The sequence below is a fragment of the Pseudomonas viridiflava genome (assembly GCF_001642795.1).
Lineage (GTDB): Bacteria > Pseudomonadota > Gammaproteobacteria > Pseudomonadales > Pseudomonadaceae > Aquipseudomonas > Aquipseudomonas viridiflava.
The window spans coordinates 182653-198898 of sequence record NZ_LKEH01000025.1; the positions used below are offsets into that span (position 1 = coordinate 182653).

Sequence of the window (16246 nt, forward strand, 5' to 3'; positions counted from 1 at the left end):
GGCCTACCCTTATATCGAGAATGATGCGTGGCGAATGAGCAAAACCTGTACCTGATCCTCCCAGGCTGTTTGAGTCGGGTTTGTGTCGTGCATCGTCGCTGGCCATGCGTGCTGCGGAGGGCGTGCTGATATGCAGCGTCTTCCACGTGTCGTTGCAGGCATCACCCGCTGGAGCCTGGGTCTCTGCGCACTGTTGCTGGTGCTGGCTGCGCTCTATGTGAGCCTGGGTCGTCAGTTGACGCCAATGGTTGCCGAATACCGTGTCGATGTCGAAACCCGCGTCAGCACGGCGTTGGGCATGCCCGTCAGCATTGGCAGCCTGGAAGGCAACTGGAGCGGTTTCGCGCCGGTGGTGCAGGCCAACGACGTCATGGTCGGTGAAGGCAGCAGTGCGTTGCGTCTGGACAGCGTCAGGGTGGTTCCCGACCTGTGGGAGAGCCTGCTGGCGCGTGATGTGCGGCTTGCCCATCTTGAAGTCGATGGCTTGCAGGTCATCGTCCGGCAGGATCAGGACGGCAAGTGGTCGGTGCAAGGCTTGCCGGTCAAGGATGACAGCCCCGTCGATCCACAGAAGATCCTCACTCAACTGCAGATGGTCTCGCGCCTGTCGTTGCTCAACAGTCAGGTCACTGTTCAACCGTTTGGCGAGTCCCCACTGACCCTGACGTACGTCAATCTGAGTCTGGCCACGGGCAGTTATCACCAGCGGCTGGATGCGCGGCTGACGCTGCCTGACGGTCAGCCGCTGGCGTTGAACCTGAACACGCGTATCGAGGCCAGTCGCTGGAAAGAAGGCGAAGCTGATCTCTATGCCAGCCTGCCCCAGAGTGACTGGGCCAAGTGGCTGCCCAGGAGCCTTACCCGAGAGTGGACGGTTTCCACATTGAAGGCGGGTGGCGAATTCTGGCTGAGCTGGAGCCAGGGCGGCGTGAAGAGCGCGGTCGCCCGGCTGCATGCCCCGCAACTCAAGGGTGTCTACGCGGGACGCAAGCCGTCGACCATCGACGACCTTGCGCTGAACGCCTGGTTCGAGCGCACCGACAAGGGCATGGACCTGAAACTGGATTCGCTGGCCATGAGCCTGGGCAGCAATCGCTGGGAAAGCCGTTTGCAGGCCACTCAGACAGCCGCAACGCCCGACAGTGAAGAACTGTGGCATGTGCAGGCCGACCGTCTGGACCTGACGCCGCTGACCCCGCTGATCGACTCGCTGGCACCGCTGCCGGACAAGGTGATGGCCGTTGTCGACGGTCTGAAGGTGAAGGGCGGGTTGCGCAACGTATTGCTCGATTACCGCCCGCAGGCCACAGGCGACAAGCGTCTGGGTTTTGCCGCCAACCTCGACAAGGTGAGTTTCAATGCCTACCACGACGCGCCGGCTGCCGCGAATGTCAGCGGTGCGATCAGTGGCGACCTCGGGCAGGGCGAGCTGCGTCTGGACACCAGCGATTTCATGCTGCACCTGGACCCGATCTTCGCCAAACCCTGGCGCTATCAGAAGGCCAACGCGCGCCTGACCTGGAAGCTGGACGATCAGGCATTTACCCTGATTGCGCCCTACATCAAGGTTCAGGGCGATGAAGGCAAGATCGCGGCTGACTTTCTCATCCGTATCCACCTCAAGCACGACCAGGAAGATTACATGGACCTGCGGGTCGGCATGGTCGACGGGGATGGCCGTTACACCAGCAAATACCTGCCTGCCGTCCTGAGCCCTGAACTGGACCGCTGGCTGCGCACCGCCATTGTCAGTGGTGCCGTCAATCAAGGCTTCTTCCAGTATCAGGGTTCGTTGAACAAAAGCTCTCCCGACACAGCGCGAGTCATCAGCCTGTTTTTCGATGTGAGCAATGCCACACTGGCTTTCCAGCCGGGCTGGCCTTCATTGACCGGCGTCGATGGCAAGGTGTATGTCGAGAACAGCGGCGTGCGGGTCAAGGCCAGCAAAGGGCAGATTCTGAATACCCAGGTCAGTAACGTGCTGGTCAATATTCCTCACGTCGAGTCCGGCAAGGACAGCCACCTGCTGGTGGACGGCAACGTTTCCGGCACCGTGGCCGATGGCATGAAGATTCTTCAGGAAGCACCGATCGGCACAGGCAGTACCTTTGCCGGGTGGCAGGGCGAGGGGCCACTGGAAGGCAAGCTCAAACTGGATATTCCGCTGGCCAAGGGCGTCGAGCCGAAGGTCGTGGTGGACTTCAGCACCCGTGATGCGCGCCTTAAACTGGCCGACCCGGTGCTGGACCTGACAAAACTCAGGGGCGACTTCCGCTTCGACAGTGACAAGGGGCTCAGCGGCAAAGGTATTCGCGCCCAGGCATTCGACCGGCCGGTCACGGCGGAGATCTCTGCCGAAGGCAAGCCGGGAGCCAACGTGACCCGGATCATGGCCAACGGGCAGATCACGATCAAGAAACTCACCGACTGGCTCGACGTGAAACAGGCGTTGCCGGTCTCTGGCGACCTTCCGTTCCAACTGCAGCTGACGCTGGACGGCAAGGACAGTCCGCTGTTGATCACCTCCGCCCTGAAAGGTGTTGCAATCGACCTGCCCGCGCCGTTCGGCAAGACTGCCGAGCAGGAGCGCGACAGTGAATTCCGCATGACCTTGCAGGGTGCGGAGCGCCGCTTTGGCGCAGCTTACGGTGACATCGCCAACCTGGCATTCGCAGCTCCCGCCGGAAAGTTTGCGGATGGACGTGGTGAACTGTTTCTTGGGCAGGGCGGTGCAATCGTGCCGGACGCCAAAGGGCTGCGCATCAGCGGAAGCCTGAACGAGCTGGATGTCGCGCCCTGGCAGGCGATTGCCGATCGTTATTCCGGCGGTGACCCGGGCGGTAACGCCCGACAGTTGCTCAGCAGCGTGGATCTGCAGATCGGCAAACTCACGGCAATGGGCACCACGCTGGACGATGTGCGCGTTCAATTGCAACGCAGTGCTGCGGCATGGCTATTGTCGCTGGACAGTGCGCTGGTCAAGGGCAGCGCTTCGCTGCCTGACGCCAAGTCCGCGCCAATCGGCATCAATCTACTTTACGTAAAACTGCCCGCTGCCGACCCCAAGGCGGTGGTGGTCGAGAATGCGCCAGATCCGCTGGCAGACGTTGACCCCAGCAAGATCCCTGCGTTGGACGTGAAGATTTCCCAACTGTTTCAAGGTGATCAGTTGTTGGGGGCGTGGGCACTGAAAATCCGGCCCACGGCGACCGGCATTCGCATGACTGATCTGAGCCTGGGACTCAAAGGCATTCTGCTGGAAGGCGAGGGTGTCTGGGAGGGCGCCCCCGGATCGAGCAGCAGTTGGTTCAAAGGGCGGCTGGGTGGCAAGAATCTCGCCGATGTGCTGAAAGCCTGGAATTTCGCACCTACCGTCACCAGTGAAACGTTCGAGATGAATTTCGACGGCCGCTGGCCGGGTTCTCCGGCGTGGGTAGGGCTCAAGCGCTATTCCGGCAGCCTTGATGCCACTTTGCGCAACGGTCAGTTCGTCGAGGTCGAAGGTGGTGCACAAGCGCTGCGGGTGTTCGGGTTGCTGAACTTCAACTCCATCGGCCGTCGTCTGCGTCTGGACTTCTCCGACCTGCTGGGCAAGGGGCTCAGCTACGACCGGGTCAAGGGCTTGCTGGTGGCGAGTGAGGGTGTGTATGTCACCCGCAACCCGATCACGTTGACGGGGCCGTCCAGCAACCTTGAGCTCAACGGCACACTGGACATGGTCAAGGACCGGGTCGATGCCAAGTTGCTGGTGACACTGCCGGTCACCAACAACCTGCCGATTGCTGCACTGATTGTCGGTGCGCCAGCCATCGGTGGTGCGCTGTTTCTGGTGGACAAGCTACTGGGTGACAAGGTGGCCCGGTTCGCCAGCGTGCAGTACAAGGTTGAAGGCCCTTGGAAAGAACCGAAGATTACCTTCGACAAGCCTTTTGAAAAGCCTCAATAGCGCGGCATGGAGTACAGTGGTGCCCATGTCATTCAAAAAAGGGTCGCCATGTCTTTTGCAGTGATTCAGATGGTCAGCCAGAGCGACGTGGCCGGTAACCTGGCCCGTGCACGCGCATTGCTCGAGCAGGCCGCCGAGGGCGGCGCCCGGCTTGCGGTGCTGCCCGAGAATTTCGCCGCCATGGGCCGTCGCGACGCTGCCGCCATCGGTCGTGCCGAAGCCGCAGGTCAGGGATCAATCCTGCCGTGGTTGAAACAGGCCGCTCGCGACCTCAAGTTATGGATAGTTGCCGGAACGATTCCCCTCCCGCCCGATGATCAGCCCGATGGCAAGGTCACGGCCTGCTCGTTGCTGATCGATGAGCATGGCCAGCAGGTTGCGCGTTACGACAAGTTGCACCTGTTCGATGTGGACGTTGCAGACAATCGAGGTCGCTACCGGGAATCGGATGACTATGCTCATGGAAACAACGTGGTGGTGGTCGATACGCCGGTTGGACGGCTCGGTCTGAGCGTCTGTTATGACCTGCGCTTCCCGGAGCTGTACACCGCGCTGCGTGAGGCCGGTGCCGAGCTGATCACTGCGCCATCGGCATTCACGGCTGTCACAGGCGCTGCGCACTGGGACATTCTGATCCGGGCGCGGGCCATCGAAACCCAGTGCTATCTGCTGGCAGCCGCACAAGGCGGGGTGCATCCAGGACCACGGGAAACATACGGACACGCGGCCATCATCGATCCATGGGGGCGGGTCCTGGCTCAGCAGGCGCAGGGTGAAACCGTGCTGCTGGCCACACGAGACAGTGAAGAACAGGCGTCCATACGGGCGCGGATGNTGTCCTCAGTCAGTGAACACCTTCTGGCCCCGGGCGGCCTGAGCCTCGACAGCCTGCAATCGGTGCTGGGCGAGCTGGCCGGTCCGGGTATCGACGCGGCTGATCTGTATTTTCAAGGCATGATTTCCGAGTCCTGGGCGCTCGAAGACGGGATCGTCAAGGAAGGCAGCTTCAACCTCGACCAGGGTGTGGGCGTGCGTGCCCAGTCCGGCGAGAAAACCGGTTTTGCCTACAGCAACGCGATCACCGAGGAAGCGCTGCTCACCGCTGCGCGTGCCGCACGTTCCATCTCCCGCGCAGGCCAGAACGGCCGCGTGCAGGCATTCACGTCGCAGGACGTGGCTCAGCTTTATGCGCCGGATAACCCGCTGGAAGTGCTGACACGTGCCGAAAAGGTCGAGTTGCTCAAGCGTATCGACGTGGCAACCCGCGCGCTGGATCCGCGCATTCAGCAGGTTTCGGTCAACATGGCTGGCGTCTGGGAGCGGATTCTGGTGGCAGCGGCTGACGGCAGTCTGGCCGCTGATGTGCGGCCGCTGGTGCGTTTCAACGTCAGCGTGATCGTCGAGCAGAACGGCCGTCGCGAGCGCGGCGGGCATGGCGGCGGCGGGCGTACCGACTACCGTTATTTCCTGACCGACGACCGCGCCATGGGCTATGCCCGCGAAGCGCTGCGTCAGGCGCTGGTCAATCTGGAAGCCATTCCTGCACCGGCAGGCACCTTGCCGGTCGTACTGGGTTCCGGCTGGTCAGGCGTTCTGCTGCATGAAGCGGTAGGCCATGGTCTGGAAGGCGACTTCAACCGCAAGGGCAGCTCGGCCTACAGCGGCCGGATGGGCGATATGGTGGCCTCCAAGCTGTGCACCATCGTCGATGACGGCACGCTGGCCGGGCGTCGCGGCTCGTTGAGCGTCGATGACGAGGGCACCCCGACCGAATGCACGACCCTGATCGAGAACGGCGTGCTCAAAGGCTACATGCAGGACAAATTGAATGCACGGCTGATGGGCGTGGCGCGGACCGGCAACGGGCGTCGAGAATCCTACGCGCATCTGCCGATGCCACGCATGACCAACACATACATGCTGGGCGGTCAGAGCGATCCACAGGAAATCATCGCGTCGGTGAAGCGCGGTATCTACTGCGCCAATCTGGGCGGCGGTCAGGTGGACATCACCAGCGGCAAGTTCGTGTTCTCGACCAGTGAGGCTTACCTGATCGAAGACGGCAAGATCACCGCGCCTGTCAAAGGTGCGACCTTGATCGGCAACGGGCCGGAAGCGATGAGCAGGGTTTCGATGGTGGGTAACGACCTGTCGCTGGACAGCGGTGTCGGTACGTGCGGCAAGGACGGGCAATCGGTACCGGTCGGTGTGGGTCAGCCTACGCTGAAGATCGACGCAATCACGGTTGGCGGTACGGGTAACTGAAAATGAGCCGGGACTGGCCGAAGCTGGCCAGTCCCGAAGCCGAAATCAACGCAGACCGCGTTGGATTTCGTCCAGCTCACGGATGTATTTGAAGATTTTGCGGCTGGTGGCCGGCGGTTTGTTGCGTGCAACTTCGTGTTGAGCCTGACGGATCAAGGAACGCAGTTGCTGGCGGTCGGCATCCGGGTACTCGATCACGAATTTTTCCAGGTCGCTGTCATCACCCGCAATCAGACGATCACGCCAGCGCTCCAGACCGTGGAAACGTTCGTTGTACTGGCGAGTGGAGGCATCGAGTTGGTCCAGCAAAACCAGAATGGCTTCCTGATCCTGATCGCGCATCAGCTTGCCGATGAACAGGATGTGCCGCTTGCGGGCAATGTTGGCCGTGTGCTTCGGCGCTTCGGCCAGAGCCTTGCGCAGCGCATCGGTCAACGGCAGCTTGGCCAGCACATCGGCTTTGAGTGTCGTCAGTCGCTCGCCGAGATCAACCAGAGCATGCAGCTCTCGTTTGACCTGGGTTTTGCTTTTCTCCCCGTCGAGGGAGTCGTCGTAAGAATCAACCATGGGGGCAGTCCGCAAAGAAACGCCGCCATGATAACCAGTCGGGGGCCGCTTGTCCGGCCCGGTCGGTATTCGGCCTGTGCCGAAAGCAGAATTTGATGGAGAAAATCATGAGTGCAACCCAAAGCGTCGGCCCACAGGCCTTGCCTGAACTGCAGGAGCAGGTCGAGCAAATCATTGCCGAAGCCAGGCGTCAGGGCGCCAGCGCCTGTGAAGTCGCGGTGTCGCTGGAGCAGGGACTGTCGACTTCGGTGCGACAGCGCGAAGTCGAAACGGTCGAGTTCAACCGCGATCAGGGGTTTGGCATCACCTTGTACGTCGGCCAGCGCAAAGGCTCGGCCAGCACCTCGGCCACCGGCGCTGACGCGATCCGTGAAACCGTTGCCGCCGCACTGGCCATCGCCGAGCACACGTCCGAGGACGAAAGCTCGGGCCTGGCTGACGCCGCGTTGATGGCCAGGGACATCCAGGATTTCGATCTCTACCACGCCTGGGACATCACGCCCGAGCAGTCGATCGAGAAGGCGCTGCTGTGTGAGGCCGCGGCGTTTGACGCCGACCCTCGCATCAAGAACGCCGACGGCACCACGCTCAATACGCACCAGGGCTGCCGCGTGTATGGCAACAGCAACGGCTTCATCGGTGGCTATGCATCGACCCGGCACAGCCTCAGTTGCGTGATGATTGCCGAAGGCGAAGGCCAGATGCAGCGCGATTACTGGTACGACGTCAATCGTCAGGGCCAGTTGCTGGCAGATGCCGAGAGCATCGGTCGCAAGGCCGCGCAGCGGGCCGCGAGCCGTCTGGGCGCACGTCCCGTGCCGACCTGCGAAGTGCCGGTGCTTTTTTCAGCCGAATTGGCGGGCGGTCTGTTTGGCAGCCTGCTGGGCGCGATTTCCGGCGGCACGCTGTACCGCAAATCCTCATTTCTGCAGGATTCGCTGGGCCAGCGGCTGTTTCCCGAGTGGATGACCATTGACGAACGCCCACACCTGATGGGCGCCATGGGCAGTTCGGCGTTCGACAGCGATGGCCTGGCGACCTACGCCAAGCCATTCGTGGAGAAGGGCGATCTGGTTTCCTACATCCTCAGTACCTATTCGGGCCGCAAACTGGGCATGCCGAGCACCGCCAACGCCGGCGGTGTGCACAACCTGTTTGTCACCCATGGAACGGAAGACCAGGACGCGCTGATCCGGCGCATGGGCCGTGGCCTGCTGGTCACCGAGCTGATGGGCAGCGGCCTGAACATGGTTACCGGCGATTACTCACGCGGTGCAGCAGGTTTTTGGGTCGAAAACGGCGAGATTCAGTTTCCGGTTCAGGAAGTGACCATTGCCGGCAACATGCGCGACATGTTCAAGCAGATCGTCGCCGTTGGCAGCGATGTCGAGCTGCGCAGCAACATTCGCACCGGCTCCGTGCTGATCGAGCGCATGACGGTTGCGGGCAGCTGATCCGATAGTTAAGCGCCTGTCTCGACACTGATCGTCCCATCTCTCCGCGTGGGCATGCCTCCCGTGACGCTCCGCGTCACAAATGGCACGTATGGTCGTTTCAGTCAGCCGGGCGCAGGACTCACATCACCTTTTCGCCCCTCGGCGGCTCAATTTGTCGGAGCGAAGTAAGCCACTCCTTCGTTCCGGTTGCAGCCCCGGCTTTGCCGGGGTTCCTTCCCCCTCCTGTCACCCCGATCCAACTAGGCTCTAGTTTTGATTCTTGATCTCATTCAATAATGAATCTCATTTCACAATGAGATGCGGTCATGGGATCTTTGCTTCACGAGCTGCCTTATCTGGAAAACTGGCGTGGTTTGAGTCTTCGGATTCGCTGCGCCCTTGAGCCTGACGAGCCGCGACTTATCGAGCATTACCTGGCCGAAGGGCGGTATCTGGCGCGTTTCACCGCCACGCCTCACGCCCTGATCGCCGAAACCTCCTTTCGTCTGCTGATGGACACCGCCCGCGACACGATGCTGCCCTGGCATTGGCGCTGCCTGTGTCTGGATCAGGCCTGGCGACCGTTGCGCGATGTCGAGGCGCTTGCCTCCACGCCTGCCCGCCGTCAGCGCTGGGAAGCCTGTGTTCATCAGCTGGCGTCCTGCGTGCTGCAACCCTCGATTTCTCCCTCTGAACTGGTGCAAGGACATTGCGATGAGTAATACCCGTATCGAACGCGACAGCATGGGCCCGTTGCAGGTGCCGGCCGAGGCTCTGTATGGCGCACAGACTCAGCGTGCGGTGGATAACTTCCCGATCAGCCATCAGCGCATGCCCCGGCAGTTCGTTCGCGCGCTGTTGCTGGCCAAGGCAGCGGCGGCTCACGCCAATCTTGAGCTGCAGCAGATCAGCGAAGGCCAGAGCAAGGCAATTGTCGGCGCAGTCGAGGAATTGCTGAGCGGCGATTTCATGACCCATTTCCCAGTGGACATCTTCCAGACCGGGTCGGGTACCAGCACCAACATGAACGCCAACGAGGTGATCGCCACGCTGGCTACCCGGATTCTGGGTGAGCCGGTCAATCCCAACGATCACGTCAACTGCGGGCAAAGCAGCAACGACATCATCCCGACGACGATTCACGTCAGCGCCGCGCTGGCGCTGCATGAGCAATTGCTGCCTGCCCTGAATCATCTGGTGCAGGTCACCGAGCACAAGGCCGTGCAGGTTCACGCCTTCGTCAAGACCGGCCGCACGCACCTGATGGACGCCATGCCGGTGCGCATGAGTCAGGTGCTCAACGGCTGGTCGCAGCAGATCCGCGCCAACATCGAACATCTTCAAGGCTTGCAACCCAGCCTGCAGTCTCTGGCGCAGGGCGGTACGGCAGTCGGCACCGGGATCAATGCGCATCCCGAGTTTGCGGCCCGTTTCAGCGCGCACCTCAGCACACTGAGCGGCGTCACGTTCACGCAGGGCAAGGACCTGTTCGCCTTGATTGGCTCGCAGGACACCGCTGTTGCCGTCTCGGGCCAGCTCAAGGCAACGGCCGTTTCGCTGATGAAGATTGCCAACGATCTGCGCTGGATGAATTCCGGCCCCTTGGCGGGTCTCGGTGAGATCGAGCTTGAGGCGCTGCAGCCGGGTTCTTCGATCATGCCGGGCAAGGTCAATCCGGTGATCCCGGAAGCCACTGCGATGGTGGCCGCGCAGGTCATCGGCAACGACGCCACCATCACTGTGGCGGGCCAGTCCGGCAACTTCGAGCTCAATGTGATGCTGCCGATCATCGCCCAGAACCTGCTCAGCAGCATTGAATTGCTGGCCAATTCCAGCCGGTTGCTGGCTGACAAGGCGATTGCCAGCTTCAAGGTCAACGAGGCCAAGCTCAAGGAAGCGCTGTCGCGCAATCCGATTCTGGTCACGGCGCTCAATCCGATCATCGGATACCAGAAGGCCGCTGAAATCGCCAAAAAGGCCTATCAGGAAGGTCGTCCGGTGATCGACGTTGCGCTGGAACACACCGATCTGCAACGCGACCAGCTGGAAGTGTTGCTCAACCCCGAAAAACTCACCGCCGGCGGCATCTGATTCGGTCCGGCCAACGCACCTGGAGGTATGTCATGCAGCATTGGAAACGCACCATTGAACTGGCCAATCGCTGTTTCAATCTCGGCGAATGGGTCGAGGCCCGCGAGCTGTACCTCCAGGCGCTGGCGCTGGCACAGGTGCTGTTCGAGCGCTGGCCGGATGCCGACGAAGCCGTCGCGGCCTGTGTCATTTCCCATCACAACCTGGCCGATCTGCATTTGAGTCTGGGCCAGCCGGAGGAGAGCGCCGAATACCTCTGCGCGATCCACCAGCATCTGCTGCGAACCATGCAGGACCAGCGCCTGCAGCCTGCACTGCGCCAGGCTGCGTTGCGGCACAGCAGTAAAACCTACGTCGAACTGTTGGGTTTCATCAGTGAACACGGCGAATACCCGCGCACGCATCGACTTCTCAACAGCAGCAGTGAACACACTCGCTCGTCGTTGCAGCGCGATTCAGCGGCCAACCCCGGTCTTTTCTACGGAGCACATTGAAATGCCTTACACCCTTCCCGAACTGCCTTACGCCTACGACGCCCTGGAGCCGCACATTGATGCGCAAACCATGGAGATCCATTACACCAAGCACCATCAGACGTACATCAACAACCTCAATGCTGCGGTCGAGGGCACCGAATACGCCGAGTGGCCCATCGAAAAGCTGGTCGCCAGCGTCAAGCAGCTGCCTGAAAACCTGCGTCCAGCGGTGATCAATCAGGGCGGCGGTCATGCCAACCATTCGTTGTTCTGGGAAGTCATGGTGCCCGGCGGTGGCGGTCTGCCAAAAGGGGAGGTGGCTCAAGCGATCGACGCCCAGTTGGGCGGCTTCGACAGCTTCAAGGAAGCTTTTACCAAAGCGGCGCTGACCCGTTTCGGCAGCGGCTGGGCCTGGCTGAGCGTGACGCCGGACAAGAAACTCGTGGTGGAGAGCAGTGGTAATCAGGACAGCCCGTTAATGAGCGGCAATACGCCGATTCTCGGTCTCGATGTGTGGGAGCACGCCTACTACCTGCGCTACCAGAACCGTCGCCCGGAATACATCAATGCGTTCTACAACGTCGTCAACTGGGACGAGGTGTCCCGACGTTATCAGGCCGCACTGGCCTGATCTTTCCAACACGAACCAGGGCCGTTTATGCGTTCTGAAATACTCGCTGTCAGCAGTGTCCGGTTGTTTCGTCTTGCAGTAGGCACCGTGCTGCTTTTGGCGGGTATGGCGTTACTGGTGGCTCAAGGGCTGGCCTGGCTGAATCTTGAGCCGCGCCTGTTGCGTGCTCTGGAAGGTGGCGCTATCTGCGCTCTGGGCACGGCACTGGGCGCCGTGCCGGTGTTGGTGATCCGCAAGATGCCGATCATGGTGTCGGACGGTTTGCTGGGTTTCGGTGCCGGGGTGATGCTGGCTGCGACGGCGTTCTCGCTGATCGTGCCGGGCCTCGCCGCTGCCGAAGGCCTTGGGTTTACACCGTGGGGCGCTGGGGGCCTGATCAGCCTTGGACTCGTTCTGGGTGCCCTTGGCCTGTTCGCGGTGGATTACAGCGTATCCCAGGGCGCGCAGTCGGGAGGCATTCAGGATCACCCGGCAATTGCACCGCGCATCTGGCTATTCGTGATCGCCATCGTGGCGCATAACATTCCAGAGGGCATGGCAATTGGTGTGTCGGCAGGCGGCGGGTTGTCGGAAGCCGACAGTCTGGCCATCGGCATTGCCTTGCAGGATGTACCCGAGGGGCTGGTGATTGCCATGGTGCTGGCGGGGGCGGGGATGTCTCGGATAAGGGCGTTTCTGATCGGTGCGGCGTCCGGGCTGGTCGAGCCGCTGTTCGCGCTGCTGGGCGCCTGGCTGGTGGCGATTGCCGAACCCTTGTTGCCGTTCGGTCTGGCACTGGCAGCGGGTGCCATGTTGCTGGTGGTGACCCACGAAATCATCCCGGAATCGCGTCTGAACGGACACAACAAAATCGCCAGCCTGGGCTTGATTGCAGGGTTCTGTCTGATGATGGTGATGGATACAGCGCTTGTCTGACGATCAGCGATCATCGTTATACACAAGTCATCTGGCTACCCAGTGAGGCAGCGACCCCCGAATCAGTGTCAGGACGAAGGAACCCCGGCGAAGCCGGGGCCGGAACCGGAGCAAAAGGCTTTGCTTACTTTGGCATTTCAAAGTAAGTCGCCGAGGGGCGAAAAGGTGACTTGAGCCATGCGCTCGGCTCACTGAGTCCGCAGTCTGTNGGGAGCGTCACGGGTGGCATGCCCACGCGGAGCGATGGGCACGATCAGTGTTGAGGCGAACTTGTGTATAACGATGAGCGATCAGCGCCGTGCAGGGAGTTCGTTTACTCGCCTTCGTCAAACTTGTTGTTGATCAGCTCGACCAGGCCATCCAGTGCTTCCTGCTCGCCTTCGCCTTCAGTCGACAGATGGATCTCGGTGCCTTTGCCAGCCGCCAGCATCATCACGGCCATGATGCTTTTGCCGTCGACCATGCTCTCAGGCGAGCGGCCAACCCGTATCTGGCAAGGGTGTTTGCCGGCGACGCCTACGAACTTGGCGGCTGCGCGGGCATGCAGGCCCAGTTTGTTGATGATGGTGATTTGACGAGCGGGCATCGCAGAGGTGTTCCTTTCAGCTGAGGTCGCGGTGGCGAACCTGAACGTTCTTGAGTAATGGTTGCAGGACCTGACCCAGTCGCTCCGTCAGATAGACAGACCGGTGATGCCCGCCCGTGCAGCCAATGGCAATGGTCACATAGGAACGATTGCTTGCGGCGAAGCGGGGCAGCCATTTGGCGAGATAGGAAGAGATGTCCTGAAACATTTCTTCGACGTCGGGCTGTACCGCCAGATAATCGATGACAGGTTGCTCAAGTCCCGAATGATCACGCAGCTCGGGTTTCCAGTACGGATTGGGCAGGCAGCGCACATCAAAGACCAGGTCCGCATCGACCGGCATGCCGCGCTTGAAGCCGAACGACTCGATCAGAAAGGCAGTGCCTGGCTCCGGCTTGTTCAGCAGGCGCAGCTTGAGCGTATCGCGCAGCTGGTAGAGATTAAGGTGGGTCGTGTTGATCTTGAGATCGGCCAGATCGATGATCGGCCCGAGCAGCGTACTCTCGTCACGTATTGCCTCGGCCAGCGAACGGTCCGATGTACTCAGCGGATGGCGGCGGCGGGTCTCGGAAAAGCGCTTGAGCAGGGTGGCTTCGTCGGCATCCAGATACAGCACATCGCACTGGATATTGCGCCCACGGACCTCATCGAGCATGGCAGGGAAGCGGGTCAGGTGACTGGGCAGGTTGCGGGCATCGATGGAAACCGCCAGCAGCGGTTCGGCCAGTTCGGTATTGATCAAGGCGCGCTCGGCGAGCTCCGGAAGCAATCCGGCAGGCAGGTTGTCGACGCAGTAGAAGCCGCTGTCTTCCAGTACATCGAGCGCCGTGCTTTTGCCCGAGCCGGAGCGGCCACTCACGATGATCATGCGCATGTTCAGTTGCCGTTCTGCACGTCTAGCACCACTTGATAGAGCGCTTCATTGGTCTTGGCGCTGCGCAGGCGTGTCCGGACATCCTTGGAGTCGAGCATGCTGGCGATCTGGCGCAGCAACTCCAGGTGCTTGTCTGTGGCGGCTTCCGGGACCAGCAGCACGAACAGCAGGTCGACAGGCGCGCCGTCGATGGCATCGAAGTCCACGGAGTCGTTGAGATGAATGACGGCACTGACAGGCTCGCCACAGGTGGCAAGACGGCAGTGAGGGATGGCAATGCCATTGCCGAAACCGGTAGATCCCAGTTTTTCACGGGCAACGAGCGCTTTGAATACTGTTTCCCAATCAAGCCCCGGTACTTCGCGGCCGATCAGTCGGGCAATATGTTCGAGTACGCTTTTCTTGCTGCCGCCCGGCACGTTCACTTCGGAACGGCCGGGGGTCAGGATTTCTTCAAGTCGGATCATGTGTGGTGAGCGTCAGCGAGCGTTTGCACCCTTGAGGATGCTTTGCTGCTTTTCCTTATGCTTGAGCAATTGTCTGTCGAGCTTGTCAGTGAGCAGGTCGATGGCCGCGTACATGTCGTCATGTTCAGCATTGGCAACTACCTCTCCACCGTGGATATGCAGCGTGGCTTCGATCTTCTGTTTCAGCTTCTCGACCGCCATCGTGACCTGCACGTTTGTAATCTTGTCAAAATGCCCTTCGAGTTTCTTGAGCTTGAGCTCAACGTATTCACGAAGTGGCTTGGTCACTTCCAGTTGGTGTCCACTGATGTTGACTTGCATACAGCTTCTCCTTTGCCAGTGCATAAAGAGGCAGGCGTGGTGCCTGCCACTGGAACGCTGTGGCTCGGCCTGCATCACATCAGTCGCTTGCGCTCGCTGGAGGGTGCAATCCCAAGAGATTCGCGGTATTTGGCAACTGTGCGACGGGCTACTTGAATGCCTTGTGCCTCCAGTAAACCAGCGATCTTGCTATCACTCAACGGCTTTTTCTGATTTTCCGCCGCGACCAGTTTTTTGATGATCGCGCGAATTGCCGTGGACGAGCACTCGCCGCCTTCCGAGGTGCTGACATGGCTGGAGAAGAAGTATTTCAGCTCGTAAATGCCGCGTGGCGTGTGCATGAACTTCTGCGTGGTCACGCGGGAAATCGTTGATTCATGCATGCCCACCGCTTCGGCGATATCGTGCAGTACCAGCGGCTTCATGGCTTCATCGCCATACTCCAGAAAGCCGCGCTGGTGCTCGACGATCTGAGTGGCAACCTTCATCAGCGTCTCGTTGCGGCTCTGCAGGCTCTTGATGAACCAGCGGGCTTCCTGCAACTGATTGCGCATGAAGGTGTTGTCGGCGCTGGTGTCTGCGCGGCGCACGAAGCCTGCATATTGAGGATTGACTCGCAGGCGCGGCACTGACTCCTGGTTCAGCTCGACGAGCCAGCGTTCGTTGTCCTTGCGCACGATGACGTCGGGAATGACGTACTCGGCTTCGGTGGACTCGATCTGCGAGCCTGGGCGCGGATTCAGACTCTGCACCAGTTCGATGACCTGACGAAGTTCGTCTTCCTTGATCTTCATGCGGCGCATGAGCTGGGCGTAGTCACGGCTGCCCAGCAGGTCGATATAATCTGTGACCAGACGCTGCGCTTCGCTCAGCCAGGGCGTTTTTGCCGGCAGCTGGCGCAGTTGCAGCAGCAGGCATTCGCTCAGGGTGCGAGCGCCGATGCCGGCCGGTTCGAATTGCTGTATGCGGTGCAGAACGGCTTCGATCTCATCGAGTTCGATATCCAGCTCGGGATCGAAGGATTCGAGAATCTCTTCAAGGGTCTCGTCGAGATAACCCTGATTGTTGATGCAGTCGATCAGCGTGACGGCGACCAGGCGGTCCTTGTCGGACATCGGAGCGACGTTGAGCTGCCAGAGCAGATGGCTTTGCAGGCTTTCGCCAACAGATGTGCGGGTGGTGAAATCCCATTCATCATCGTCATTGCTGGGCAGGCTGCTGGCGCTGGTTTGGTAGATGTCTTCCCAGGCGGTATCGACGGGCAGCTCGTTGGGAATGCGCTCGTTCCATTCACCTTCTTCGAGGTTGTCTACGGTAGGTGCAGATTCCTGATAGGTCGGTTCCTGAACATCGGGGTTGGGCTTTTGTTCGATGTTGTCCGCCATCGGGTCGGAGTTATCGAAGTCGTCGCCTTCCTCCTGGCGTTCCAGCATCGGGTTCGATTCCAGCGCCTCCTGAATCTCCTGCTGGAGGTCCAGTGTGGATAGCTGAAGTAAGCGGATTGCCTGTTGCAGCTGCGGTGTCATCGTCAGCTGCTGGCCCATTCTCAAGACTAGCGATGGTTTCATGGCAGGGGCTAAACACCTTATTCGCCGGCGCTCTCGCGCCATCCACTACAGGCGCCGAAACGCCAACTTAAGCAGATTATATGCCTGAAAGCAGGGCGTTTGC

General features: G+C 60.5%; 14 protein-coding genes and 1 pseudogene. 9 read left to right on the forward strand and 6 right to left on the reverse strand.

The genetic code is table 11. The features are described from left to right. Positions 1–130 precede the first annotated feature (130 nt). From AO065_RS11535 to tldD, 3 genes and pseudogenes are all read left to right on the forward strand, one after another. Positions 131–3946 carry a YhdP family protein gene (locus AO065_RS11535; protein WP_004881564.1) on the forward strand — a complete coding sequence of 1272 codons (3816 nt, stop codon included), beginning with the start codon at positions 131–133 and terminating at the stop codon, positions 3944–3946. A 69-nt stretch (positions 3947–4015) separates the two neighbouring features. After that, positions 4016–4759: pseudogene (locus tag AO065_RS27295) on the forward strand (carbon-nitrogen hydrolase family protein); the annotation flags it as partial. An 18-nt stretch (positions 4760–4777) separates the two neighbouring features. Continuing rightward, positions 4778–6211, forward strand: coding sequence for a metalloprotease TldD (gene tldD, locus AO065_RS27300; protein WP_063921070.1), 1434 nt, complete (start codon positions 4778–4780; stop codon positions 6209–6211). A gap of 45 nt (positions 6212–6256) precedes the next feature. Here tldD and yjgA read toward each other — a convergent pair whose 3' ends face one another. Next, positions 6257–6778 (reverse strand): ribosome biogenesis factor YjgA, encoded by a 522-nt coding sequence (yjgA, locus tag AO065_RS11550; RefSeq protein ID WP_004881561.1) that lies wholly within the window; start codon positions 6776–6778, stop codon positions 6257–6259. Positions 6779–6885: 107 nt separating this feature from the next. On the opposite strand from yjgA, the gene pmbA reads away from it, so the two are divergent. From pmbA to AO065_RS11580, 6 genes are all read left to right on the forward strand, one after another. Further along, a complete protein-coding gene (gene pmbA / locus AO065_RS11555) occupies positions 6886–8232 on the forward strand; it encodes a metalloprotease PmbA (RefSeq protein WP_004881560.1) in 1347 nt (448 codons plus the stop codon). A gap of 308 nt (positions 8233–8540) precedes the next feature. Next, positions 8541–8936 (forward strand): hypothetical protein, encoded by a 396-nt coding sequence (locus AO065_RS11560; protein ID WP_004881559.1) that lies wholly within the window; start codon positions 8541–8543, stop codon positions 8934–8936. Further along, positions 8929–10305: a class II fumarate hydratase gene (locus AO065_RS11565; protein ID WP_004881558.1), complete on the forward strand. Its 1377-nt coding sequence runs from the start codon at positions 8929–8931 to the stop codon at positions 10303–10305. The genes AO065_RS11560 and AO065_RS11565 overlap by 8 nt, the downstream gene beginning before the upstream one ends. 32 nt (positions 10306–10337) lie before the next feature. Next, positions 10338–10799, forward strand: a complete 462-nt coding sequence (locus tag AO065_RS11570) for a tetratricopeptide repeat protein (protein WP_004881557.1) — start codon at positions 10338–10340, stop codon at positions 10797–10799. A gap of 1 nt (position 10800) precedes the next feature. Then, on the forward strand, positions 10801–11412 hold the full coding sequence (locus AO065_RS11575; protein WP_004881556.1) for a superoxide dismutase: 612 nt from the start codon (positions 10801–10803) through the stop codon (positions 11410–11412). Between the two features lie 27 nt (positions 11413–11439). Next, positions 11440–12327, forward strand: coding sequence for a ZIP family metal transporter (locus AO065_RS11580; protein ID WP_004881555.1), 888 nt, complete (start codon positions 11440–11442; stop codon positions 12325–12327). A gap of 313 nt (positions 12328–12640) precedes the next feature. Here the strand turns inward: AO065_RS11580 and AO065_RS11585 are convergent, their stop codons facing one another. The 5 genes from AO065_RS11585 to AO065_RS11605 all read right to left on the reverse strand — a co-directional run bounded on the left by AO065_RS11585 (position 12641) and on the right by AO065_RS11605 (position 16143). Further along, positions 12641–12913, reverse strand: coding sequence for an HPr family phosphocarrier protein (locus AO065_RS11585; protein WP_004881554.1), 273 nt, complete (start codon positions 12911–12913; stop codon positions 12641–12643). 16 nt (positions 12914–12929) lie between these two features. After that, positions 12930–13787, reverse strand: a complete 858-nt coding sequence (gene rapZ / locus AO065_RS11590; RefSeq protein WP_004881553.1) for an RNase adapter RapZ — start codon at positions 13785–13787, stop codon at positions 12930–12932. 2 nt (positions 13788–13789) lie between these two features. Beyond that, positions 13790–14254, reverse strand: coding sequence for a PTS IIA-like nitrogen regulatory protein PtsN (gene ptsN / locus AO065_RS11595; RefSeq protein WP_004881552.1), 465 nt, complete (start codon positions 14252–14254; stop codon positions 13790–13792). 12 nt (positions 14255–14266) lie between these two features. Next, positions 14267–14575, reverse strand: coding sequence for a ribosome hibernation-promoting factor, HPF/YfiA family (gene hpf, locus AO065_RS11600; protein ID WP_004881551.1), 309 nt, complete (start codon positions 14573–14575; stop codon positions 14267–14269). Between the two features lie 74 nt (positions 14576–14649). Beyond that, positions 14650–16143 carry an RNA polymerase factor sigma-54 gene (locus AO065_RS11605; protein WP_004881550.1) on the reverse strand — a complete coding sequence of 498 codons (1494 nt, stop codon included), beginning with the start codon at positions 16141–16143 and terminating at the stop codon, positions 14650–14652. Between the last annotated feature and the right edge of the window lie 103 nt (positions 16144–16246).